The sequence below is a fragment of the Maricurvus nonylphenolicus genome, from assembly GCF_042854845.1.
Classification (GTDB): domain Bacteria; phylum Pseudomonadota; class Gammaproteobacteria; order Pseudomonadales; family Cellvibrionaceae; genus Maricurvus; species Maricurvus nonylphenolicus.
The window spans coordinates 4,987,535-5,011,475 of sequence record NZ_AP031498.1 but is presented as its reverse complement, the minus strand read 5'-3'; the positions used below and the strand labels follow the sequence as shown (position 1 = coordinate 5,011,475).

Here is a 23,941-nt window from a genome sequence, read left to right as displayed (position 1 = left end):
TGACTTACAGGGCGATAGCGGCTAGCATGGTTTTATTATGAAACCATATGGTTTGGGCGCTAAGAAGAGGTTGTTACCGATGAGTTATGTGCAAACTGGCGACGTTAAGAAATCTGCGTGTATTTTATGCAGTGTAAACTGCGGCCTGGAAGTCACCGCAGGCGGCAAAGACGGTCGTGAACTGATTAAAATCAAAGGTGATCGGGATAACCCCTCTTCCGAAGGTTATATCTGCGATAAGGCGTCAAGATTGAATTATTACCAAATGGGTGAGGATCGCATTGATTCTCCTATGCGCCGCAGAGCCGATGGTAGTTACGAAAAGGTAGATTGGGATACTGCTATTGCTGAGGTTGCTGCAGGCCTAAAAGCCGTTAAAGAAAAGCACGGTGGCGATAAAATTCTCTTCCTCGGTGGTGGTGGTCAGGGTAATCACCTTGGCGGTATGTATAGTCAGGGGTTACAGAAGGTTCTGGGGGTAAAATACCGCAGTAATGCGCTAGCCCAGGAAAAAACCGGTGAGTTTTGGGTTAATGGCAAGATGTTCGGTGGCCCGGCCCACGGCGGGTTTGAAGAGGCGGAAGTCAGTGTTTTCCTGGGTAAAAATCCCTGGCATACCCATGGTTTCCCGCAGTCGCGTAAGGTTTTACGTGAAATTGTAAAAGATCCCAAGCGCTCTATGGTGGTCTTTGATCCCTGCAAAACCAAAACTGCTGAGATGGCTGATTACCACTTACAGGTGGTTCCAGGTGGTGATGCCTGGGCCTTATCCGCCATCATTGCCGTCATTATTCAGGATGGTCTGGAAGATAAAGCATTTATTGAAAAACACACCAGCGGCTTTGAGCAGATTAAAGATCATTTTATGGCCCTGCCTGTTACAGAATATTCGACATTGGCGGGACTGGATGAGACGCTGGTAAGAGAAACCGCACATCGAATTGCCAAGGCTTCTTCCGTAGCGGTGTTTGAAGACCTAGGCGTGCAGCAAAATATTAACAGCACGCTGGTCAGTTACCTGCAAAAGGTGATGTTTGTTATTACCGGTAACTTTGCTAAAAAAGGTACGGCCAATATGGCCATCCCACTTTTGCTGCTTACCGAGGCGGGTAAGGGCAAGGTGGGTAAAACTAAAGGTACTGACAAAAACAAAGCTGTTCCATCCAAAGTGAGCCCAGTATTAGGTTCAAGAATCATCGCCGGCTTGCTACCTTGTAACGAAATTCCTGATGAGATTATTACCGATCACCCCAACAGGTTCCGAGCGGCCATTATCGAGAGTTCGAACCCGGTACATTCCTATGCCCAAAGCGAACGAATGCGAGAAGCGATGCAGGCCTTGGAATTCTCTGTCGTCATTGATGTTGCCATGACAGAAACCGCCAGGGAAGCCAGTTATGTCTTGCCAGCTTCCAGCTCATTTGAAAAGTTTGAGTGTGTATTTTTCCAAATCGACTTCCCTAAGAATACCTTCCATATTCGTCATCCGGTAGTGGAACCTTTAGCGGGTACTCTGGCTGAACCAGAAATACATAGTCGCTTGATCGAAGCGCTGGGCGGCTATAGCAAGGCTAATGTAACGGTACTAAAAACGGCGGCAAAACTAGGACGTAAGGTCTTTGCTGCAACCTTTGGCGCTATGTTAGCCATTAATCCGAAGCTGTTTAGTGTTGCTCCCTCTCTGCTTTACCGCACACTTGGTACAACGCTTGAAAAAGGAGCGCTAGCACCTACAGCGACATTTTGGCCGCTGGCGCACCAGTTTGTACGCAAGCACCCGAAAAGTGCTGCTCGTGCAGGCTATGGCGGATCTGCCTGGCGGGCCGGTGAAAAACTGTTTAATGATTTGATCACCAAAAAGTCCGGTATAGTCTTCACTGATTCGGGTGAGGATTATGCTGACTCCTGGAATCGTATGAATATCCCCGATAAACGTATTCGTTTATATCTTGAGGAGCTGTTTCCTCAGGTGTGTTCTCTTGACGAAAACCTATTGACTGACTCAAAGGAGTATCCCTTTATTCTTACGGCAGGTCAGCGTCGCAGTGAAACATCTAATACCATTATTCGTGATGCCTCTTGGGATAAAAAGAGTAAGGTGGCGAGCTTGTATATTAGTCCTGGAGATGCAAATAAATTATCGCTTGCTAATGGCGACAGTGTAAAAATTACAACTAAAGTAGGTTCTGCTGAAACCTATGTTGAAGTCACTGATCATCAGCCCGATGGATTTGTTAGTCTGCCCAATGGTTTGGGGCTGGATTATATTAATGAAACCGGTAGAGAAGTTAGGGTTGGCGTTGCTGTAAATGATTTAACGTCGACCAATGATAAGGATTTTTTTGCAGGAACGCCTTGGCATAAAAGAGTACCTGCAAAAATTGAAAAAGTTGCATAAATACTCATTGGCAATTTCAATCGGGCATTGCAAACGGAAAATTGAGATGCCCTTTTATTACTTTATATCTTGTGCTTAAAGATAGAAACAGCGAATTAAATTGTTAGTCGAGTTCGCATATCTGGTCGAATTGAATGAGTTGGGTTGTCAACCTGGGGCTTCGTGCTTCAAAAATAAATCCAGTCCGTAAAATACTTTCCATTATCGGTAGAGTGGTTGTGGAGGCAGAGTCTCTTTTCAGGGATGCATACTACTGTCGTTCGTCCTTTAAGTTATCCTTACTCCAATCAAAGATGTTAAGGAAAATAGGCTCGAGACTCCTTCCTTTTAAAGTTAGAAAATATTCATAGCGTTGGCCAGATATCCCCATATTTTTCCGTTCGATAAGTCCATTCTCAACAAGACGATCAATACGTAACTTGAGGATATTCTTGGCGATTCCCGTCTCACGTCGAAAATCCGAGAACCGGCTGGTTCCACGAAATGCCTCCCGCAAGATCAGCCAACCCCAGCCATCGCCAAGAATTTCAGCAAATTGAGAAATTGGACAGGTTTCTGGTTTGTATTTTGCCATGCCCCCTCCGCTTAAAATGGTTGTAAAATGAAACCATGTTGGATATCATCCTTATGGTTTCATTATGAAACCATATTTGAGTTATTTCAACTGGCTGTATATTGCAATCACTTTACAAATAGAGCGGATATATCCCAGCTGTCTATTTTTCACTTGAAATGTTGAACGGGCGCTGAATCTGTGAAGGTAACGCTCCAGGGATGCTGATTCCGTTCAATGCAGATATATACAGCCCGAACCAATCAATACTGGAGATCGATTTCCGGTTATTGTTTGAGGAGCAAACATTGATGAAAAAAATACTACTTTGCTGTTTAGCACTTTTGGTTGTCGGACTTGTATCGCTTGGGTTGTGGATCCAAGGAGGCAGCTCAAAGCCAGGCAATACAGCCAAGACAGCACTTGATGATACGCCGTTCCGTACTTATGAGGCAGTTGTACCAGATAGCCCTCTCAAGCTTACGCATTTTATTTCTGAAGCAAATGAGATAAACGTCTCTTCCAGCCTGATTGTGGGCGAGAATGAGATGATAGTTGTTGCGACACAGGGAACGAAATATGCGTCTGAACGCCTTGCCGATGAAATCGAAAAAATGGGCAAGAAACTTACTTATGTGTATTTAGGTCACGCACACCTTGATCACTCACAAGGTGCTAGAATTCTCAAAGATCGCTTCCCTGATGCAAAATTTATTGCTGAGCCAAAGGTGGCCGCACTTCAACAACTGCGTATGACAGACGATGATGCCCGCGCCGTTAAACGCTTTGGTGATAACGCCGCTGTACCGTCGCTTCCTTTTGAGGCCTATGATCATGATGTATTGATGTTAGAAGGAAGGGAAATTCAACTCTGGCATGATCAATATGGTGATGTTGGTATTGGTCATGAAGATGAGCCTCATACAGTAGTGTATATCCCTGATCTAAAAGCGCTGCTGCCCAATGATATTGCTTATTATCGTGCACATATGATGATGGGAGGCAGTACCAAGGCAAGCCGTGCTATATGGAAACAGCAATTACGTGATTATATGAAAATGGATTTACAGGTGGTGATTCCAGGGCATCTACCACGGAGTCAAAGCGCAGATATGACGCCATCTGCTGTGCTGGAACACAGTCTGACGTACATCGAAGCTTATGAGACTGCATTAGAGGGTAGCGAAAGTTCCGATGAGGTCATTGAGAAGATGCTGGAAAAATACCCCGGTATGGAGCACACCTCTGCGCTTTTTTTGGGAACTTACATGAACTTTGTTGAAACCCACCGGTTATTATTTAATCCACGATTGGAAAAGGTTATGTCATGGTTTCCCAGCTCATTTGTGCAATGGTTTGACCACACCATGTGGGAAAAGAAAAAAGTAACGCAGAATCTCCCACACGATCATGAGCATATTTAATGAAAATGAGTCAAAATCAGTATAAAGATCTATGACACTGTAGATACAAAGCCCCGGCTATAGCCGGGGCTTTGTGTTAAAGATCCATTCTCACTTGTTAATCAACAGCCAGCTCTATCACGCAGTATGCACACATAAATGAAGAGCTCTCCTGGGAACCTCTTAGTCTTCTTGGGCGGTACCCATCAAGCAAAGCGCTAGAAGTAAGGTCGCAAGGACGCCCGATCCCCCTGCAACGGGGGAAGGTAGAAAGCCGTCACGCCCGAAAATGATCAAAGTCGCATTGGCCAGCATGGCGATAACCCCAGCCAATACAGTTAAGCCTCCTAACAACTTGTTTCCCTTGGCAATTGTTGCCATTCCGAAAATAAGCGCAGCAAAGCCTAGTAAGAACTTCGCTGCGTAATAGATCATAAAAGATAAGGCTACGACAGATCCTGCTACAGCCCCAAGGGTATCTAACTGATTGGCCGCTTCGCGAAATGGTTCGAACATAGTGAGGCCGATACTAACCTGTACTACATTGAGCACCGCGCTGAATGCAATAGCAGACCATCCCACGAGAGAGTTTTTGGCCTGCACCATCGCGGCTCCGGCAAATGCTATGAGAATGGTGAAGAGTACACCTTCCAGTCCCCATAGAAGTTGCCGAGGTACATCAACCTTGGCGATGTAGAGCACAGTATAAAGTACCTGTGTAGCCGCCAGAGCTAACAGTAGATATGCTGTGATTTGAATGGTTCGCATTTTGCTGAATTCCATAACAGTAACCCTCGTGTTTTTATGTCTGGCGCTTGCTCACAGTGCCGTAGTAACTGACTACTTTAACATACTTTAATTTAGTCGACTTCAGACCGAATGATTTCTTGCTGCCGGTAGTTTCGTTAAGAGCGATTACTTTATGGGTTCTGGACAGGACATATCACTACAGTGATCTTTCTCTTGTCTTTGATGCTCGTGATTCTATTGTTTGCTTGGACCTTTTTTCTTACAGATTGTCTCTATTGTTAGTCTTTGAGGATTTTGTTAGGTAAAACAGGACTGGAATTAACAATAAGGTTAATAATACTGTTGTGACCATTCCGCCCACCATAGGTGCTGCTATCCGACTCATCACTTCCGATCCGGTACCTGTTCCCAGCATCACCGGTAACAAACCAATAATTACCGCAGCACTGGTCATCACTATAGGCCTAACCCGCGAGCTTGCCGTTTGGCCGATGATTTGTCGTAGTGTTTCAGGAGATGGATTTTCAGTTTTAATTTCCTTGTAGGCCTGATTTAAATACACCAGCATAATCACACCGGTTTCTACCGCCACACCTGCCAGGGCAATAAAGCCAACGCCCACGGCTACGGAAAAATTAAATCCAGCCCATTGCATTAACCATAAGCCGCCAATCACCGCCAGCGGCAGGGTGCCGATCAAAATGCCAATTTCCGTAAAACGGCGGAAGTTAATAAATAATAAAATCACAATAATGGCGAGGGTTAAGGGAATCACATAAGTGAGCTTTTCCTTGGCCCGTTGCATATATTCGTATTGCCCTGCCCAGTTAATGGAATAACCGGGTGGCAGTTGAATATTATCGCTGACCAGCGTTTGGGCCTGTGCAACGTAGCGGCCAATATCCTGTGTGGCCAGGTCGACAAAAATCCAGCCGTTTAAGCGGGCGTTTTCACTTTTTATGCCCGGAGGACCATCTTCGATAAAAATATGCGCCACATCACCCAGGGCAATACGCTGGCCCGAGGGCGTCACTATCGGCAAACGTGCGAGCTGTTCCGGTGAATCCCGAAATGCTTGTGGGTAACGCAGGTTAACCGGATAGCGTTCCAGGCCTTCGATGGTTTGGGTTACATTGGTGCCGCCAATGGCGGAGGCTACCACTTGTTGAATATCGGCAATATTTAATCCGTAACGTGCCGCTTGGGCGCGTTTAATATCGACTTTGATATAGCGGCCACCCGCAACACGTTCGGCATAGGCCGAAGCGGTATCGGGCAATGTGAGTAATAGCTGCTCGATGTTGGCGCCGATTTTTTCGATGGTCGCCAGTTCCGGTCCTGCCACTTTAATACCCACAGGGGTTTTAATACCGGTGGATAACATATCGATACGGGTTTTAATGGGCATTACCCAGGCGTTGGTCAGGCCGGGTAATTGCACCAACTGGTTGAGCTCTTCGCGTAACTGTTTCGGCGTTAGGCCTTCACGCCATTGATCCCGTGGTTTTAACTGGATAAAGGTTTCTATCATGGTCAGGGGTGCGGGATCGGTGGCGGTATCGGCGCGACCAATTTTGCCAAACACGGTTTCCACTTCCGGCACGGTGCGAATTAACTTATCGGTTTGTTGCAGCAGTTGTCGCGCCTTGCCAATGGAAATGCCCGGGTGGGTGGTTGGCATATACATTAAATCGCCTTCATCCAGCGGCGGCATAAATTCCGAACCCAGTTGCTTGAGTGGGTATAGGCCTGACAGGGTAATAATAAAAGCCAGCGACAGGGTTATTAATGGATGTCGCAGTGCCCACTGAATGCAGGGGCGGTAAAGTGCAATCAGGGTGCGGTTAACGGGATTTTTATCTTCTGCAACGATATTGCCGCGAACAATATAGCCCATCAATACCGGCACCAGGGTAATTGCCAGTATGGCTGCGGCGGCCATGGCATAGGTTTTGGTAAAGGCCAGTGGTGCAAATAATCGGCCTTCCTGGGCCTCCAAGGTAAACACCGGTAAAAAGCTGACGGTAATAATCAGCAAACTGAAAAACAGTCCCGGCCCAACTTCTGTTGCGGCCTTTTCCACCAATTGCCAGCGAGGAGTATCGGGTGGTGACTGTTCGATATGTTTGTGCAGGTTTTCAATCATCACAATCGCGCCATCCACCATGGCGCCAATGGCAATGGCAATACCGCCCAAAGACATAATATTGGCATTTAGCCCTTGCCAGTTCATCACTAAAAACGCCGCCAAGATTCCTAAGGGCAAGGTAATAATTGCCACCAGTGCCGAGCGAACATGGAATAGAAACACCACACACACCAAGGCCACCAGGGCAAACTCTTCCATCAGGCTGATCGTGAGATTATCAATAGCTCGTTGAATTAAACTGGAGCGGTCGTAAACCGGTACTATTTCAACGCCTTCCGGTAATCCCTGTTGCAGGGTAGCTAATTTTTCTTTGACTCCGGCGATGGATTGTTGAGCATTTTCGCCAAAACGCATTACTACCACACCGCCGGTCACTTCACCCTCGCCGTTAAGCTCGGTAATACCGCGGCGCATTTGGGGGCCCAGGCTGATATCGGCAATATCTTTTAATAGCAGTGGTGTGCCCTGCAGGTTTAAGCCCATGGGGATATCGCGCAGGTCATCCAGGCTTTTAATATAACCGGTGGCGCGCACCATATATTCCGCTTCACTCATTTCAACAACCGAGGCACCCACTTCCTGGTTGGCTTGTTGAATGGCCATGCTGACTTGATTGAGTGGGATACCAAAGGCGCGCAGTTTGTCCGGATCAACCTGTACTTGATATTGTTTAACCATGCCGCCGACGCTGGCAACTTCCGACACGCCGGGCACGGTTTGTAATTCAAATTTTAAAAACCAGTCTTGCAGGCTGCGCAATTGGCTTAGATCGTGGCGGCCCGTTTTGTCCACCAGCGCGTAGAGGTAAACCCAGCCGACGCCGGTGGCATCCGGGCCCAGTTCGGCCTGTGCGCTGTCGGGTAGTTGTACCTGATTTAAATATTCCAGTACCCGGCTGCGAGCCCAATAGAGGTCGGTGTCGTCATCGAAAATAACATACACATAGCTGTCGCCAAAAAACGAAAATCCTCGTACTGTTTCGGCGCCGGGTACAGATAACATGGCGGTGGTCAGTGGATAGGTCACCTGATCTTCGACAACCTGTGGAGCCTGCCCCGGATAGCGGGTTTTAATAATGACCTGCACATCGGACAGATCCGGTAGGGCATCAACCGGTGTTTGTTTTACCGCATAGATGCCAGCAACGGTCAGCATAAGTGCAATGATCAATACCAGAATGCGATTATGGATGGACCAGCGGATAATGGCTTCAATCATGGTTGTGCTCCTTGTCGATGTTGTCGTTCATCGAGTGAGCACTGTGGTCTATAGTTTTATGAATCGTGGTCTCATGATTCATAGTTTTATGATTCATGGTTTTATGATTGCTGTGGTCCATCATGGCATCATGGTCGTGCATGTCAGTGGCCGGCGGAGAAACCTGTGGCGCCTGCATACGTTGAAAATCCGAGGTAATGCTGGACTCTGAATCCAACAGAAACTGCGCTGAGGTCACAACCGTGTCATTTGTTTCAAGACCAGAAATAATTTCTATATAGTCGCGGCTGACTTTGCCGATCGCCACCGCTACCGATTTAAAACGGCCTTCACCCATCGAAAGGACAACACGCGTTTGGTCTCCACTGCGAATAACTGCTTCAGCGGGCACCTGTAAGCTGGCAGTGATTGCATGATGGTGAATGGTAATCTGGGCAAACATATTGGGTTTTAAGGCGCGATCACTGTTATCAAAGCGCAGGCGAATACGCAGCGTGCGAGTCGCTGCATCCAGGGTTGGGTAAATGTAGTCCACCTCGCCAGCCCATTCGCGGCCGGGTAGATAGTCCAGGCGCATGGTGACTTTATCGCCGTGGCTGACCAGGCCGGCATCGCGCTCAAAAATTTCGGCAATCACCCAGACCTGCTCCAGGCTGCCGATGGAAAGAATATTGTTACCAGGCTGAATAAACATACCTTCGCGGATACCCAGGCTTTCAATAATGCCCGTCTGTGGCGCGCTGACGGTAATCAGCCGCTGTACCTGACGGGTTTTCTGCAAACGTTGGATATGTTCGGCGGGAATTTCCAGAGCCATCAATCGCTCCCGGGCCGAGCGAATCAGTTGCTTGCCGCCGCGGCGCAGGGCATCGACAAATTCTTCCTGGGCATTAACCAGCTCGGGGGAGTAGAGCGCATAAAGCGGTTCTCCGGCTTTTACGGTTTCACCTTCGGCTTTGGCGTAGAGCTTTTCCACCCAACCGGAAACCCGGGCATGAATATGCAGCAGGCGGTCTTCATCAAAGCTGATATAACCGACACTGTTGATTTGACTGTGGAAGGGAGCCACGGTGACGGGGGCTGTACGAACGCCCAGATTATTTTCCACCGTCGGACTGATAGTGACCGTGCCTTTCTCTTCCTGGCTTTGATTATCCTCTGCGTAAACCGGGACCAGTTCCATGCCCATGGGGGAGAGGCCGGGTTCATCGCGTCGATAATTCGGGTCCATAGGGGCGACCCAATATAGGGGTTGTTCTTCCTTAGGCAAGGCAGTGTCGGAAGAGGACAAAAATAGGTGATAACCCAATAGGCCCGCGGTAAGGCCTATTAACAGGCCCGCGATTCCAAACAGTGATTTCATGATTAACTCGATCTAATAATGCGAAACGAAAACAGCGTTCATGCAGAACAGCTGTATGCAAATATCAAAATGCCGAGTTTGAGTTAATCGAGCTGAACGCCCAGGGTTAGATGCAGGCGCGGATAGGTGGAACAGTATGAAGTGGGAAGGTGATTAAACGCCGGAGGCCCGGTATCAACGGGTTCGCTGAGAATAAACAGCAATTGTAATAAAGGGGCGTCTACGGAGCATTGTAACTCCGCCAGCTTGGCACTGTCGGGCACACCGTTTTCACAATCACCGAGTGTTGGTGTATCGAGATTGTCTTCTTCACAGCAAGGCATATTTGCCATGGCGGCATGGTGAGCCGTGTTATCCATGGAGGCTGCTGAAGCGGCGTCGACACTCATGGGCACGCACAGTGCCATCGCGGCCAATAACCAATAGGCAGCCAGCAGCGTACCCAAAAGGCGGGTAGGGGATTGCTGATAGCGGAAGCGGTTATTGAATATCATGGCTAAAGTATAAACCTTACCCTTGGGGCAAGGTCAATATCAGCGGTGGTTTATAGATACTTATAGATAGAAGTCGTAATCAAACGCTTGCAGGTAATCCACAAGCTTGTCCTCGGGCAAGGGGCGGGAAAAGAAGAACCCCTGAATATAATCACAACCCAGCTCTTCCAGCAGTTGCAGCTGGCCGCGGGTTTCCACCCCTTCGGCAATGGTTTTCATGCCCAGTGCCTTGGCCATAGCAATGATGGTAGATACCAGCGTTAGGGCTTCTTCATCTTCTTCCAAGTCAGACACAAAGGAGCGATCAATTTTCAGGTTGTCGATCGGAAAGGTGCGCAGGTAACTGAGTGAGGAATAACCTGTACCAAAGTCATCCAGCGAAATAGTGCAGCCGGCTTTTTTCAGTGTGGACAGGTAATCGGTGAATTCAGAATTCTCCGGCGCCAGAATGCTTTCGGTAATTTCAAACGAGATACGGTCGGCGTTGATGCCCTGCTCGCGAATAATTTCCAGCCAGTCTTCATGGGATCTTTTGGCTTTGGGAAATTCTGCCACCGAGCGGTTAACCGCAATGGTGATGGGGCGGCACTGGGCATTATCCAGGGCTTGTAGCTGCCGGCAGGTTTTTTCCAGTACCAGTTGTCCCAGGTCTTTCGCCAGCTGAAACTCTTCTGCTACCGGAATAAATTCCATCGGCGAAATAAACTTGCCTTCGTGTTGCCAGCGTACCAGGGCTTCGCATTTTTCTATCTGACGATTGTGCAGATCAACAATCGGTTGATAGTAAACCTCCAGCGCACCTTCCTGCAGCGCCTTGGTGAGGGCGTTCTTCAGGTACATTTTATAGTTGCTGCGCTGCTGCATTTCTTCGGTAAAGAATTGCGAGGTATTTTTACCGCTGGCTTTGGCGTGATTACAGGCCTGGTCGGCCTTGGCGATGGCGGTTAGTGTTTCATTGGCATCATCGGGGCAGACGGCAATACCGATAGAGGCGGTAATCTCAATCGGGCTTTGTTCAATCATAAAAGGTGCGCGAATGGCATCCAGCACTTTGGCCGCTACGGTTTCCACGGTGGTGATATCTTCCAGCATGGGTAGCAGAAGGACAAATTCATCACCAGCGTAGCGCGCCAGGGTGTCGGTTTGGCGCAAATTGGTTTCCAGGCGGCGAGCGACTTTTTGCAAAATAAGGTCGCCGACATGGTGACCCATCGAGCTGTTTAGGTCACGAAAGTTATCGATACTGATTAACATAACCGCCGCTTTGCGATCCTGCTGTTGCAGTAATAATAACTGCTGTTCAATACGCTCCAGTAAAAGTTGGCGGTTGGGCAGGTTGGTTAACAGGTCGTAGTGCTCGTGCAGTTGGACCTTTTGCTGCGCCTGCTTCAGGTCACTGATATCGTGAAATACCGCAATGTAGTGATTGCTGTTACTTTCCGGCTCCGTAAAGCGTTGAATGCTTAGCCACTCGGTGTAGGTTTCGCCGGACTTTTTGCGATTCAGTATTTCGCCAGACCAGAAACCATCGGCATTGAGGTTGTGCCACATGGCTCTGTAGAAGTCATCATCATGCAGGCCGGACTTTAACAGCGAACCAGGTGTCTGACCCGTGGCTTCACTCAGGCTGTAGCCGGTAATACGGGTGAACGCCGGGTTGACGTAGATAATACGGCTATATTGATCGGTTAGTACGACACCTTCTTCGAGGGCGTCGACCATCATTTCCTTGATATTCAAATGGCCCTGGGTATTACGCCGTTCCAACTCGCCAGAAATCAGGCCAGAAAATAGCAAAAATAAGGATTCAACTGAGTGGATATCCTCCAGCGGTGCACTGAACAGGGCAATAAGGATTCCCTGTACCTGGCCTTTGCTGTCTTTAAGCGGAGCCCCCACATAGCTATCAACCCCCATCTCCACCAGCAGTTCATCTTTGGGATAGGCGGCTTGGGCATCGCCGTTGTATACACAGATGGAGTCTTCGCAAACATTGGCGCAGGGGGTATCAGCCAGTTCGTAGCTGAAGTTTTCGCATATTTCCTGATCGTGGGCATAGGCGACAGTGGTGGCAACGCTGTAGTCGTCACTGAGTTCGGCGACATAGGTATGCTCGGCGTCGATAGCCTGGCTCAGGGCCTGAACGATAGTGTTGAAAAAGTCTTCACCCCGGGTGGAGGACAGGCTGGAAACGATTGCGCGAACTTTGCTATCAATCATGGGGCTAAAATGCTGCCTTACGGTGTTGTGCCGGGGTAAGTTGAGTGAATATATTCGAGAGGATTAACGGCAATTATAGTCCAAAGTTGAGATCTCTGTCGTTTTGTCTAACTCCTTAATTTATAAGGCATTAATCTATATCAACTGGTGGTGATGCCGGCTGATTTAGTGGTTGTTCGACTTTGGTCTAATACCGATCACTGACGCATGCAATTGGGCGGGAAACCTATACAATCGTTGTATTAGAGAAAATAGTAAAGACAGTATTAACTCCCGTAAAAGGAGATGGATTTGGAAGGACAGCTGCTGGTTCTGGTGTTGTTGTACGGGAGTTTCCTGTTTGCCATAGCCTGGTTAAGTGACCATTACCGCCGACGCTTGCAGCAATCCTGGCTGCGGGCATTGATTTATGCTCTGTCGATTGGGGTGTACTGTAGCTCCTGGACATTCCTGGGAGCGGTGGGGACAGGGGTGGAAAGCGGTTGGCATTTCATGCCCATCTATCTGGCCCCGATCTTACTGTTTATTTTTGGCTGGCCTTTCCTGCGGCGTCTGTTGATTGTCAGCTCGCGCAATAAAATTACCTCCATTGCTGATTTTATCGGTTCCCGTTACGGCAAAAACCAAACCCTGGCAGCCATCGTTACCTTGATTCTGGTGGTAGGTACCCTGCCTTATATTGCTCTGCAGCTGCGGGCGGTGGGCATTGTTTGGTCGGGAATGGATCTGGCCTCCGGTGGTGATGTCGAGTTTGATCACAATACCAGTTTGATTGCCGCGTTAGTGTTGGCCTGGTTTGCCATTCTGTTTGGCACCCGGGTGATCGAAGGGCCGGACCGCTTGCGCGGCATGTTGTCGGCGATTGCTGTTGAATCATTGATCAAGCTGGTCGCCTTTGTGGCGGTAGCTGGCCTGGCGATCTGGTTGATGTTTACCGTGGACTTTAGTGCGGGCGGCGAGCTCCCCAATTTTAAGATGGAGCAAATCGGCTCGCCGTTATTCGTTACCGAAATGTTGTTGGCGGCGGCGGCGATTGTCTGTTTACCCCGTCAGTTTCATGTCATGGTGGTGGAGTATCAACGCCGCCAGGATTTACGCCTGACCCGTTGGCTGGTGCCAGCCTACCTCGCCTGTTTTGCCATCCTGGTGCTGCCGCTGGCCCATGTTGGCCTGGCGTTTTTTGCCGAGCATGATATTGCCCCAGACAGTTATGTACTGGCCTTGCCCTATTGGCTGGGCAACCAGTTTATGATCAATCTGACCATTATCGGCGTGATCTCGGCCGCTACGGGTATGGTGGTGGTATCGACCATTGCCCTGTCGATTATGATTTCCAATGAACTGGTGGTGCCGCTGTGGTTGCGGGTGCGTTCGCAGCCGGATCAAACCGCCAGCCTGGGTCGTTCACTGCGTGTTATTCGCCGCCTGTCCATTGTTGTGGTGTTGTTGCTGAGTTGGTGGCTCGAGCGCACCATGAGCAATGTCGAAGGCCTTGCCTCGATGGGCTTAATCTCCTTTGCCGCCTCGGCGCAACTCTTGCCCGCTGTGCTGGCCGCACTCTACTGGCCCCAAGGCCATGCCCGTGGGGTTATCGGTGGTTTATTGGTGGGTACTCTGCTGTGGGCTTACTGCCTGCTGCTGCCGGTGTTGTTACCCGCCGATCACGCCTTGTTGGTTACCGGTCCTGGGGGGATAGGCTGGCTGGCTCCGCAGAATTTATTCGGCATGGGCTGGCTGGATCCTTTAAGCCATGGGGTGTTCTGGAGCTTGCTGGCCAACGTCCTGGTATTTGTGGTGTTGTCCCGTCGTGCGACCCTGTCGGCGTTGGATCTGCGCCAGGCGGCCGCGTTTGTACGTTTGCGCTGGCATATGCGCCGCCAGCGACTCAATCTTGATCCTTCCGATATTGAAGTTCGGCAGCTGCAGTCTTTGATCGAACCCTTATTGGGGGCCGAGCGTACCCAGGCCCTGTGGCGGGATTACGAACAGCGGGTAGGGCATCGTTTACTGCCCCATGATCGGGTGCCGCGCTTTGCGGTCTATGATGTGGAGCAAGAACTGGCGGCGATTATTGGTGCGGTATCAGCCCATAAGGCCATGCAGTTATTAACCCGCCAGCAGCCTGTCGAGCTGCAGGAATTTGTGTCACTGGTGGGCGGTACTTCGCGGCAAATTCAGTTTAGCCAGACGCTGCTGCAAACTACGCTGGAAACCGTGCCCCAGGGCATCAGCGTGGTGGACCACAATATGAAACTGGTGGCTTGGAACCAGCGCTATCAAACCCTGCTCGATTACCCGCCGCGTTTGCTTTATGTCGGTTGTGATATCGAAAAGGTGTATCGCTATAACGCCGAACGAGGCTACCTGGGGAACAGTGAGGAGGATGTGGAAGGTGCAGTACAGCGTCGCCTCGACCAGTTGCGCTCCGGTGTGCCACACCGCATGGAGCGGGAATTACCCAACGGTAGTGTGATTGAAATCCGTGGTACACCGCTGGAAAACGGTGGTTATGTAACCACCTACACCGATATTACCTCTTACCACGATATGGTTGGCCAGTTGGCGCAGGCGAAAGAAAATCTGGAAGAGCGGGTGGATATCCGCACTTCCGAGCTGCGTGAAGCCAATGAATCTCTGCAACGGGAGAATCAGTTGCGCGCGCGGATGGAGCAAGAGCTAAAAAGTGTACACGCCAGTAAAAGCCGTTTTCTGGCCGCCGCCAGTCATGATCTGTTGCAACCCATTAATGCGGCGCGATTATTTGTTGCTTCCCTAAGCGATAAGGTTGATGAGAATCCTACTGAGCAGGCCAACCCGGATTTAAAACCGGTTGTGGATAACCTCGACAGTGCTCTGGGCCAGGCTGAGCAACTGATTAACTCGTTGCGGGAAATTTCCCGTTTGGGCTCCGGCAAGGAGCGGCCCAAATACGAGAATATTCCTATCGCCAGTTTGCTGCAGCCATTAGCTCAGGAAGCCAAGGCACTGGCTGAAAAACAGGGCCTGAAGTTCCGTTGGGTGAACAGTTCGGAATGGGTGTTTACTGATCCACATCTACTACGCCGGGTATTGCAGAACTTTATTTCCAACGCCTTGCGCCATACCCGTACCGGCTCGGTGCTTTTGGGTTGTCGACGCAAGCGCGGAGCGATAGAAATTGAGGTATGGGATACCGGCCCTGGTATTGCCCAGGAAGATCAGGAAAAAATCTTTGAAGAATTCGAGCGGCTACCGGGTACCGCCGGTAACCAGGGCTTGGGGCTGGGATTATCCATTGCCCAGCGTATCGCTCAATTGTTAGGCCATCCGTTAAGTATGGAATCGGAAGTGGGCCGTGGTTCGGTGTTTCGCATCAAAGTGGTATTAGGCCGTGAGCAGCAGGTACAGACCGTGGCGCCCAGTGTCAGTGATCCGCGATTACAAAATCTGTCTGTGTTGTGTATCGACAATGATCAGACCATTTTGGCAGGCATGCGCTCGTTGTTAGAACAGTGGGGGTGCCGGGTGACCACCGCGGCGGATTTGGGCCAGGCCCTGAGTGGCTGGTCGGAGCCCCAGGCGCCGGATTTGGTGTTGGCGGATTTCCATCTCGACAATGAAACCGGCCTGGATGTATTGGAGGCGCTGCACTATCACTGGCAGAAACCGATTCCGGCGGTGGTGATCAGTGCTGATAACAGTGATGAAGTTAGTGGTCGGGTGCGTGAGGCGGGGTATCAGTTTATGGCTAAGCCGGTGCAGCCGGTGGCTTTGCGGAACCTGATTCGGCGTAGTACCAGAAAGCGTGCCACGAATGGGGTCTGAGAGCCTGCCCCACGAAGTGTTTTGGGTACCCGCAGGGTCAAGACCCCGCTTGGGCACCGTTTTGGGAATTACGGCGCGGACGGGGTCAGACCCTACGGGTCTGACCCCAGTTAAGAACTCCGCAATAGAATTAAGAAGGCCGCCCAGCCTCAAAAGCACTCGTCGGATTAACCGCCAACTGCTCCATCGTCAACGCTACCTGTGTGCGCGAATGCACCCCAAGCTTGCGAAAAATCTCCGTCATATGTGCCTTAATCGTCGCCTCGGTAACATCCAGCTCATAGGCAATCTGCTTATTCAGCATGCCCTGATTCACCATGGTCGCTACCCGAAACTGCTGTGGTGTCAGTGTCGCCAGGGCCTCAGCCACATCGAGCTCCTGTTCATTGGCAGTAGGCGTCTGTTCTACGCCAGGTGGCAGCCACAGGTGACCTTGAATCACGGTATTTAAGGCCTGTTGCATCACCTCCGGCGGGCAGCTTTTTGGCAGGAAGCCACTGGCACCGTGGTCCAGGGCACGACGCATAATCTCGGGTTCTTCGTGTGCGGAAACAATAATGACCGGGATATTGGGGAAATGTGCGGTTAAATGCACCAGGGCGCTAAAGCCTTCGACACCGGGCATATGTAAATCGAGCAGGATCAGTCTGGCGTCTTGATGTTTATCGGTGGATTGCTGCAGGCTGGCGAAATCACTGGCTTCTACCAAATCGGTCTCACCAAATTCGCTGGTCACAATATTGGTGAGCGCGGTGCGAAACAGGGGATGATCATCGGCAATGATGATTGTCGGTCGTGTGGCCATAGATGAGTCTTTCCCGCGATAAGCCATGCACTGGCGTTTAACTATTATTATAGACATAGTGTATCGGCACCTGTTGGTTGTTGACAAGGTGCAGTACGGACTCACGCTGCCCTGCCTTATTATTGTTGTTGACCGCGGCGTAAAAAAATCCACCCTCATTAGCCAATAAGGGTGGTTAAGTGCAAAGTATTGTACTTACAGTAGTAGGGTTTGCTGCGGGGGAAAATCTCTCTTGCCTAAACTTGATAACGATAGTGAACCTGTAAACGACTTCATTCTATTAGACCTTTGTCTAGTCCAGTCTTTCATATAGCTTCAGCTTTTATTCCTGCTGTTTTTTATTGTTTCTTTTAATGGGCGATGCCGCCTTTTCTTAGCGTCTTAGACCTAAGTCTAAGGTGGTTTCTTGTGTTCCTAGACCAAAGGCTAATACCTGCATTGGCGCCATGGGTCTTAAATGGGTAATGGAGAGATAAAAATTATTAAAGAAGTAAAACCATAAACGTGTAGAGAAGATAAGTGAGACAGTCATGCAAACCTTTGAACGTCTAGAGCGAACTCCCGCAACCATTTTCAACCCCAAAGCGTTTAAACCCAAAGCATTTAAGCCATTGACGCTGGCAACAATGATCGCTGCATCCATTGTTGCTGTTCCTGCTTCTGCTGATGCGGTACTCGATCGCATTACTGCACTGGAGCAAGAGCTAACGGCGTTAAAAACCCAGTTAAAAGAGAAGGAAGAGCTGCAGCATAAAAAAGGTGTTGAGCTGAAAAAAGGCACCCGCTTCCAGTACGGTGGTTATATCAAACTGGATTCCAGTTGGAGTAACTACTCCGATGCTCAGCGCGCCAACAATGTTGGTGATGACTTCCTGGTGCCTTCAACCATTCCAGTAGGTGATGGCACCAATGATGGTGATACTGTGATGGATACCAACGCCAAGTTCAGCCGTCTGTGGTTTAAAACCACCACTGAGACCAGCGCCGGTACCGTGTCCAGTTATATTGAAACTGACTTTAACGGTAGCAATGACGAGCGTTTAACCAACCAGTCGTTTAACGGTTTACGTCATGCATTCCTGAAGTGGGATTACTCCGATTCCAGCTCATTATTGTTTGGTCAAACCTGGAGTACCTTCTTTAACGTTGGTGCACTGCCAGAAGCCATCGACTTTGTTGGCCCTACCTCGGGCACCGTATTCGTACGTCAAAGCCAGGTGCGCTGGACCCACAAACTGGGTAACGGTTCTTCTGTCATGTTAGCGGCAGAAAACCCTTCCGTAGGTGTGTGGGATGGGGGTGGCGGTTTTGCCAACAATGATACCGATGATAGTGCTACGCCAGATCTGGTGGCGCGCTATAACGGCAAGGCCGGCAACCTGAGCTACAGCCTGGCCGCTCTGGGCCGTGAGATTACCTACGACGATCAAGCCAACGATCAGGACGATGATGATTACGGTTTTGGTGTCAGCCTGTCGGGTAAATATATGTTCGACAATGGCGACGATATTAAATTTATGTTCAACCACGGCAACCTGGGCCGCTATGTAGCGCTGCAGGCATTCCGTGATGCAACCGTTGAAGCGGACGGCAAACTGGACCTGGTGGATGTGACCGGTGGTTATGTCGCCTACCGTCACCACTGGAATGATCAGTGGCGTTCAACCCTGAGCTATGCCTACTCCAGCGCGGATAATCCCAATTCGCTGGCGACTTCTGACTCGGTCACTAAAGAGGTGAGCAACGCCAACCTGAACCTGATCTATTCTCCCACCAAAAAGCTGTCATTTGGTGCAGAGTATATTTACGCAGAACGCGAAGTGGAAAGTGGCCTGGACGGCGACCTGAAGCGTGTGCAGTTTATGGGTAAATGGGCTTTCTAGCGGCATAAATACTGGGGTAGCGGAGGTAAGGCGGCAGGCTTAGCCTAAGGTCTAATACCTCCAATCCTCAGGGTGCCGTATAACTGATCATGATAGAGATTCATGACTTTTTCATGATCATAACTATAAAGAAGAGGTGATACGCCATGGCGTTTAAATCTGAGAGCGATGCCAATGCTTATTGGAAGGAAAACATCAGCTTGGTAGTCAAATTAATGGTGGTCTGGTTTGTCGTATCTTTCGGTTGCGGCATCCTGTTTGTTGATCAACTGAACGCAATCCAACTGGGCGGTTACAAACTGGGTTTCTGGTTTGCACAGCAGGGTTCTATCTACACATTTGTGGTGCTGATTTATATCTACACCGTGAAGATGGCCAAGCTTGATCGCAAGTACGGCGTTCACGAAGACTAAAGGTGACCATTATGGAACTTCAAACTTTAACTTATCTGGTCGTCGGCTTTACCTTTGCCCTCTATATCGGTATTGCGATTTGGGCACGTGCAGGCTCGACCAAAGAATTTTACGTTGCCGGTGGCGGCGTAAACCCAGTTGCCAATGGTATGGCAACCGCAGCGGACTGGATGTCGGCGGCGTCATTTATTTCCATGGCCGGTTTGATTGCCTTTATGGGTTACGGCGGTTCGGTATTCCTGATGGGATGGACCGGCGGCTTTGTGGTCTTGGCATTACTGCTGGCACCTTACCTGCGTAAGTACGGCAAGTTTACGGTACCGGAATTTATTGGTGATCGTTTCTATTCCCGTACCGCGCGTATTGTGGCCGTGGTGTGTCTCATTATCTGTTCTGTAACCTATGTTATCGGTCAGATGAAAGGTATCGGTGTGGCTTTCTCCCGCTTCCTGGAAGTCAGTTATGACGTAGGCCTGTTGGTCGGTATGTGCATCGTGTTCTTCTACGCTGTACTCGGCGGTATGAAAGGTATTACCTATACCCAGATTGCCCAGTACTGTGTACTGATTCTGGCTTATACCATTCCAGCCATTTTCATTTCACTGAACCTGACCGGTAACCCGTTCCCGCAACTGGGCTTTGGTTCTACCCTGGCGGGTAGTGATGTATATCTGCTCGATAAACTCGACCAGGTCGTTACCGAACTTGGTTTTGCCGAATACACCACGCAAGAACGTTTAAGCACAACGAATATGTTCGCCTATACCTTGTCTTTGATGATTGGTACGGCCGGCCTGCCTCACGTGATTATCCGTTTCTTTACCGTACCTAAGGTTCGTGATGCACGTACCTCTGCCGGTTGGGCGCTGGTATTTATTGCCATTCTTTACACCACTGCGCCTGCGGTTGCCGGTATGGCCCGTTTGAACCTGATGAATACCATCGAGCCTGTTAAAGGTCAGCACCTGGTCTACGAAGAGCGTCCACAGTGGTTTAAAAACTGGGAAAAAACCGGTCTGTTGAAGTTTGAAGATAAAAACAACGACGGTCGTATCCAGTACACCTCGGACAAAACCACCAATGAAATGGTGAAAGTTGACCGTGACATTATGGTTCTGGCTAATCCGGAAATCGCCAAGCTGCCTAATTGGGTTATTGCCCTGGTGGCCGCCGGTGGTCTGGCCGCTGCTCTGTCAACCGCAGCTGGATTGCTACTGGCCATTTCCTCGGCGATCTCCCATGACTTATTGAAAGGCGTATTGATGCCGCACATCGATGAGAAACAGGAGCTAAGAGCCAGCCGGATTGCCATGGCGGTGGCCATCGCTGGTGCCGGTTATCTCGGCTTTAACCCACCGGACTTTGCCGCCGGTACGGTAGCCCTGGCATTTGGTTTGGCGGCATCGTCTATCTTCCCGGCTCTGATGATGGGTATCTTCAGCTCCCGTATCAACAAGGAAGGCGCCATCGCCGGTATGGTGGCGGGTATCACCGTAACCCTGCTGTACGTGTTCCAGCACAAAGGCATTATGTTTGTGGCCAGCACCTCGTTCCTGGGTGATATGTCACCTAACTGGTTCCTGGGCATTGAGCCTAACGCCTTCGGTGCGGTGGGTGCAGTGGTGAACTTTGCGGTAGCCTTCGTGGTATCCCGTGTTACCCAAGAGCCACCAGAAGAAGTTCAGGAACTGGTCAAGCATATCCGTGTACCGGTAGGTGCCGCGGAAGCGCACGACCACTAAGGAGAGTAGAAATACCTTTGACACCTAAGCATTGATCGTTAAGTTTTGATCCATTGGCTATGGTCTTGTGGCCCCGCAAGGGGCCCTTTTTTCTTAGCTGGTTATTTATCCTGAATTATTAGTGTTATTCCGAAATCTATTATGTCATTCCTGCGAAGGCAGGAATCCAGTGTCTTGAAGTACTATTGTTATTCTCTCCTTAAGGGCGATAGTGTTTCTTGCAGAGACTTAAAAGCTAAGGGTTCTTGCCTTCGCAGGAATGACGTACACTAAGTAACAAACCCTACACAGGCGCAAACTATGAATATCTTTACCAATAAACATGTTGTTGTTGCCCTGTTAGTCGCCCCTATTCTGGCGATCCTCAGTTATTTTGCCATCGACCATATGGTAGGCGAAACTCCGCACGCCGCCAAAGCCGGCTCCAGCTATCAGCTGGTGGAAAAACCCAACTGCCGTTACAACAGTGGCCGCTGCGGTTTAAAAAATGGTGAATTCGAATTAACCCTGCAGGCGGAATGGCGCGGCCATACTCGTATGCTGTTACAACTCAGTTCTGTACATCAACTGGATGGCGTAAAAGTCGCCTGGGCCGAGGCCAAAGAAGGCGGTTGGGAAGCCAAACCTGTGGATATGCAAGCGACCAATGAAGCGGGCACCCAGTGGCAGGTAGAAATCTTCCCGGAAGATCCGCAAAACAATCGTATTCACCTGGTCGCCTCCACCAATGAAACCCTTTACTTTGGTGATGCCGCCATGGCGTTTACCCGTTATGAAACGGCTTTTGATCAAGACTTTAGGCAGTAATCCTTTTTCGTTTCGCCATACCCGCGAAAGCGGGTATCCAGTGTCCTTAAGGAAGCACGCGAGGCAGCTTCAATGAATGCAGCACCTCCCAACCCAGAACTCGATGCCATCCAGGATTTCCTCCTATCCTGTATCCCCTTCGATCAACTAACCCAGAAACAACTCAACTTTCTGGTCTCCCGTCTACAGATTCAATATTACTGTCGCGGTCATGTATTCCTTGGTGATGAGGATCTGGGTGGTTTACGTATTGTGCGCAGTGGTGCCGTAGAGTTACGTACCGAAGACGGCACCTTAATTGATAAATTAGGCGAAGGGCTGAGCTTTAATTTAATGGGCCTGCAGCAAGAGCAGCCCGGCATATGCGCTACCCTGATTGAAGATTCGCTGATCTATTTTATCGCCGAAGAAGACTACCAGGCGATTCGTCAACAGGATCGCGACTTCGACCGTTTCTTCCACAGCCAGCGTAGTCGGCGTATTCGCAGTGCTGCCCGTACTCAAACCGATCCCGGTACCCTGGTGCGATCCATCAGTGATGTGATGGCAACCGATGTGCTCACAGTAGATATCAATACCAGTATCCAACAAACGGCCCTGGTAATGTCGGAACGGCGGGTATCATCGGTGTTGATTGTCGAAGATGGAGAATTAACCGGCCTGGTGACAGACCGTGATATTCGTATGCGTGCGGTTGCCACCGGTATGGGTCTCAATGCGCCTATTGAAAAAATAATGACTCATAATCCCGCTGTACTTACTCCACAGGCAACCCTGTTCGATACCACGCTAATGATGACGCGCTCGGGTTATCATCATGTGCCTGTCGTTGAACGCAGAGAGGGTGGGGATAAGATTGTCGGCATTGTCACCGCCTCAGATATGATGCTCGCCCGCCAGGATGATCCGGTTTATCTGGTGCAACATATTGGCCGGCAAAATTCGGTTACCGATTTAAAAGCCATCGTCGATTCATTACCAAACCTACTGGTGCAATGGGTAAACGCCGGTACCCGCGCCGATCATATCGGCCATATCCTCACCGCTATCAGTGATGCGGTTACTACCCGTTTAATTGAAATGGCTATCGCCGAGTTAGGTGAGCCTCCGGCCCGTTTTTGCTGGTTGGGTTTTGGCTCGCAAGGCCGCGGCGAGCAATTGCTGGGTGCCGATCAAGATAACGGTCTGGTGATTGATGACAGCGTCAAAGACAGCGATAAACTCTGGTTTGAAAAGCTCGCCCACCGCGTGTGTGATGGCTTAAACCGTTGTGGTTACGTCTACTGCAATGGCAAAGTTATGGCCATGACCGATGACTGGCGATTACCGCTGAGTGGCTGGCAGCAAACCGTTGATCGCTGGGCTGACACCCCAACGCCGGACGCGGTGATGCGAGTGAGCATCTTTTTTGATATCCGCAGTGTTTACGGTGATGCCAGCTTATGCCAGCGCCTGCAACAGCATATGCTTAAGCGGGTACAGGGCAATAGTATTTTCCTTGCCGCGCTGGCAGAAAACGTACTCGATATCCCGCCGCCACTGGGCATCTTCCGACGCTTTGTCGTCGAGCACGATGGTGAACATCGCGATGAATTAAATCTGAAAAAACGCGGCCTGTTGCCCATTATCGATATAGTACGTATTCACGCCCTGGCCAATGGCATTGCCGCTATCAATACTCACGAGCGCTTGCAGGCACTAGTCGATCAAAAAGCCATGGCGATGACCGACAGTCGTAACCTGCAAGACGCCATGCGCATGATTATGAAAATACGCCTGCAGAAACAATCTGAACAAGTGATTGCCGGTAACGAGGTTAGCAACTACCTTAACCCCGATGAACTTTCACCGTTGGCACGCAAGCAGTTAAAAGATGCCTTTAATGTCATCAAGGATGCGCTGCAAGCTGTAAAAATGAATTATCGTCCAGGCATGTGAT

At 49.8% G+C, this 23,941-nt stretch carries 15 protein-coding genes; 8 read left to right on the top strand and 7 right to left on the bottom strand.

Features of this window, described 5'->3' with window-relative positions; all coding sequences use genetic code 11:
* Positions 1 to 79 precede the first annotated feature (79 nt).
* Positions 80 to 2,398, top strand: coding sequence for a molybdopterin-dependent oxidoreductase (locus ACGHZ6_RS21670; RefSeq protein WP_390616144.1), 2,319 nt, complete (start codon positions 80 to 82; stop codon positions 2,396 to 2,398).
* A gap of 250 nt (positions 2,399 to 2,648) precedes the next feature.
* Here ACGHZ6_RS21670 and ACGHZ6_RS21665 read toward each other — a convergent pair whose 3' ends face one another.
* The gene (locus ACGHZ6_RS21665; RefSeq protein ID WP_390616143.1) at positions 2,649 to 2,972 is read right to left on the bottom strand and encodes a winged helix-turn-helix transcriptional regulator; all 324 of its coding nucleotides are present in this window, start codon (positions 2,970 to 2,972) and stop codon (positions 2,649 to 2,651) included.
* A 290-nt stretch (positions 2,973 to 3,262) separates the two neighbouring features.
* Between ACGHZ6_RS21665 and ACGHZ6_RS21660 the strand changes: the two genes are divergently transcribed.
* Positions 3,263 to 4,375 (top strand): MBL fold metallo-hydrolase, encoded by a 1,113-nt coding sequence (locus ACGHZ6_RS21660; RefSeq protein ID WP_390616142.1) that lies wholly within the window; start codon positions 3,263 to 3,265, stop codon positions 4,373 to 4,375.
* 162 nt (positions 4,376 to 4,537) lie between these two features.
* On the opposite strand, the gene ACGHZ6_RS21655 is transcribed toward ACGHZ6_RS21660, so the two are convergent.
* From ACGHZ6_RS21655 to ACGHZ6_RS21635, 5 genes are all read right to left on the bottom strand, one after another.
* Positions 4,538 to 5,137 carry a thiamine biosynthesis protein ThiC gene (locus tag ACGHZ6_RS21655; RefSeq protein WP_390616141.1) on the bottom strand — a complete coding sequence of 200 codons (600 nt, stop codon included), beginning with the start codon at positions 5,135 to 5,137 and terminating at the stop codon, positions 4,538 to 4,540.
* A 226-nt stretch (positions 5,138 to 5,363) separates the two neighbouring features.
* Entirely contained in the window at positions 5,364 to 8,471 is a 3,108-nt protein-coding gene (locus tag ACGHZ6_RS21650; protein ID WP_390616140.1) for an efflux RND transporter permease subunit, read from the bottom strand.
* Positions 8,464 to 9,834, bottom strand: coding sequence for an efflux RND transporter periplasmic adaptor subunit (locus tag ACGHZ6_RS21645; protein WP_390616139.1), 1,371 nt, complete (start codon positions 9,832 to 9,834; stop codon positions 8,464 to 8,466). The genes ACGHZ6_RS21650 and ACGHZ6_RS21645 overlap by 8 nt, the downstream gene beginning before the upstream one ends.
* An 83-nt stretch (positions 9,835 to 9,917) precedes the next feature.
* Positions 9,918 to 10,328 carry a hypothetical protein gene (locus tag ACGHZ6_RS21640; RefSeq protein WP_390616138.1) on the bottom strand — a complete coding sequence of 137 codons (411 nt, stop codon included), beginning with the start codon at positions 10,326 to 10,328 and terminating at the stop codon, positions 9,918 to 9,920.
* A 60-nt stretch (positions 10,329 to 10,388) separates the two neighbouring features.
* The gene (locus ACGHZ6_RS21635; protein ID WP_390616137.1) at positions 10,389 to 12,548 is read right to left on the bottom strand and encodes a putative bifunctional diguanylate cyclase/phosphodiesterase; all 2,160 of its coding nucleotides are present in this window, start codon (positions 12,546 to 12,548) and stop codon (positions 10,389 to 10,391) included.
* 291 nt (positions 12,549 to 12,839) lie between these two features.
* Between ACGHZ6_RS21635 and ACGHZ6_RS21630 the strand changes: the two genes are divergently transcribed.
* Positions 12,840 to 16,352: a PAS-domain containing protein gene (locus ACGHZ6_RS21630; protein ID WP_390616136.1), complete on the top strand. Its 3,513-nt coding sequence runs from the start codon at positions 12,840 to 12,842 to the stop codon at positions 16,350 to 16,352.
* Between the two features lie 130 nt (positions 16,353 to 16,482).
* Here the strand turns inward: ACGHZ6_RS21630 and ACGHZ6_RS21625 are convergent, their stop codons facing one another.
* Positions 16,483 to 17,157 (bottom strand): response regulator, encoded by a 675-nt coding sequence (locus ACGHZ6_RS21625; protein WP_390616135.1) that lies wholly within the window; start codon positions 17,155 to 17,157, stop codon positions 16,483 to 16,485.
* A gap of 530 nt (positions 17,158 to 17,687) precedes the next feature.
* Between ACGHZ6_RS21625 and ACGHZ6_RS21620 the strand changes: the two genes are divergently transcribed.
* The 5 genes from ACGHZ6_RS21620 to ACGHZ6_RS21600 all read left to right on the top strand — a co-directional run bounded on the left by ACGHZ6_RS21620 (position 17,688) and on the right by ACGHZ6_RS21600 (position 23,940).
* Positions 17,688 to 19,040, top strand: a complete 1,353-nt coding sequence (locus ACGHZ6_RS21620; protein WP_390616134.1) for a DcaP family trimeric outer membrane transporter — start codon at positions 17,688 to 17,690, stop codon at positions 19,038 to 19,040.
* Between the two features lie 146 nt (positions 19,041 to 19,186).
* The gene (locus ACGHZ6_RS21615; protein ID WP_390616133.1) at positions 19,187 to 19,453 is read left to right on the top strand and encodes a DUF4212 domain-containing protein; all 267 of its coding nucleotides are present in this window, start codon (positions 19,187 to 19,189) and stop codon (positions 19,451 to 19,453) included.
* 11 nt (positions 19,454 to 19,464) lie between these two features.
* Complete coding sequence (locus ACGHZ6_RS21610; RefSeq protein ID WP_390616132.1) at positions 19,465 to 21,195, top strand: sodium:solute symporter family protein; 1,731 nt, start codon at positions 19,465 to 19,467, stop codon at positions 21,193 to 21,195.
* A gap of 300 nt (positions 21,196 to 21,495) precedes the next feature.
* The gene (locus tag ACGHZ6_RS21605) at positions 21,496 to 22,002 is read left to right on the top strand and encodes a hypothetical protein (RefSeq protein WP_390616131.1); all 507 of its coding nucleotides are present in this window, start codon (positions 21,496 to 21,498) and stop codon (positions 22,000 to 22,002) included.
* Positions 22,003 to 22,074: 72 nt separating this feature from the next.
* Entirely contained in the window at positions 22,075 to 23,940 is a 1,866-nt protein-coding gene (locus tag ACGHZ6_RS21600; RefSeq protein ID WP_390616130.1) for a DUF294 nucleotidyltransferase-like domain-containing protein, read from the top strand.
* The last annotated feature ends 1 nt before the right edge of the window (position 23,941 follow it).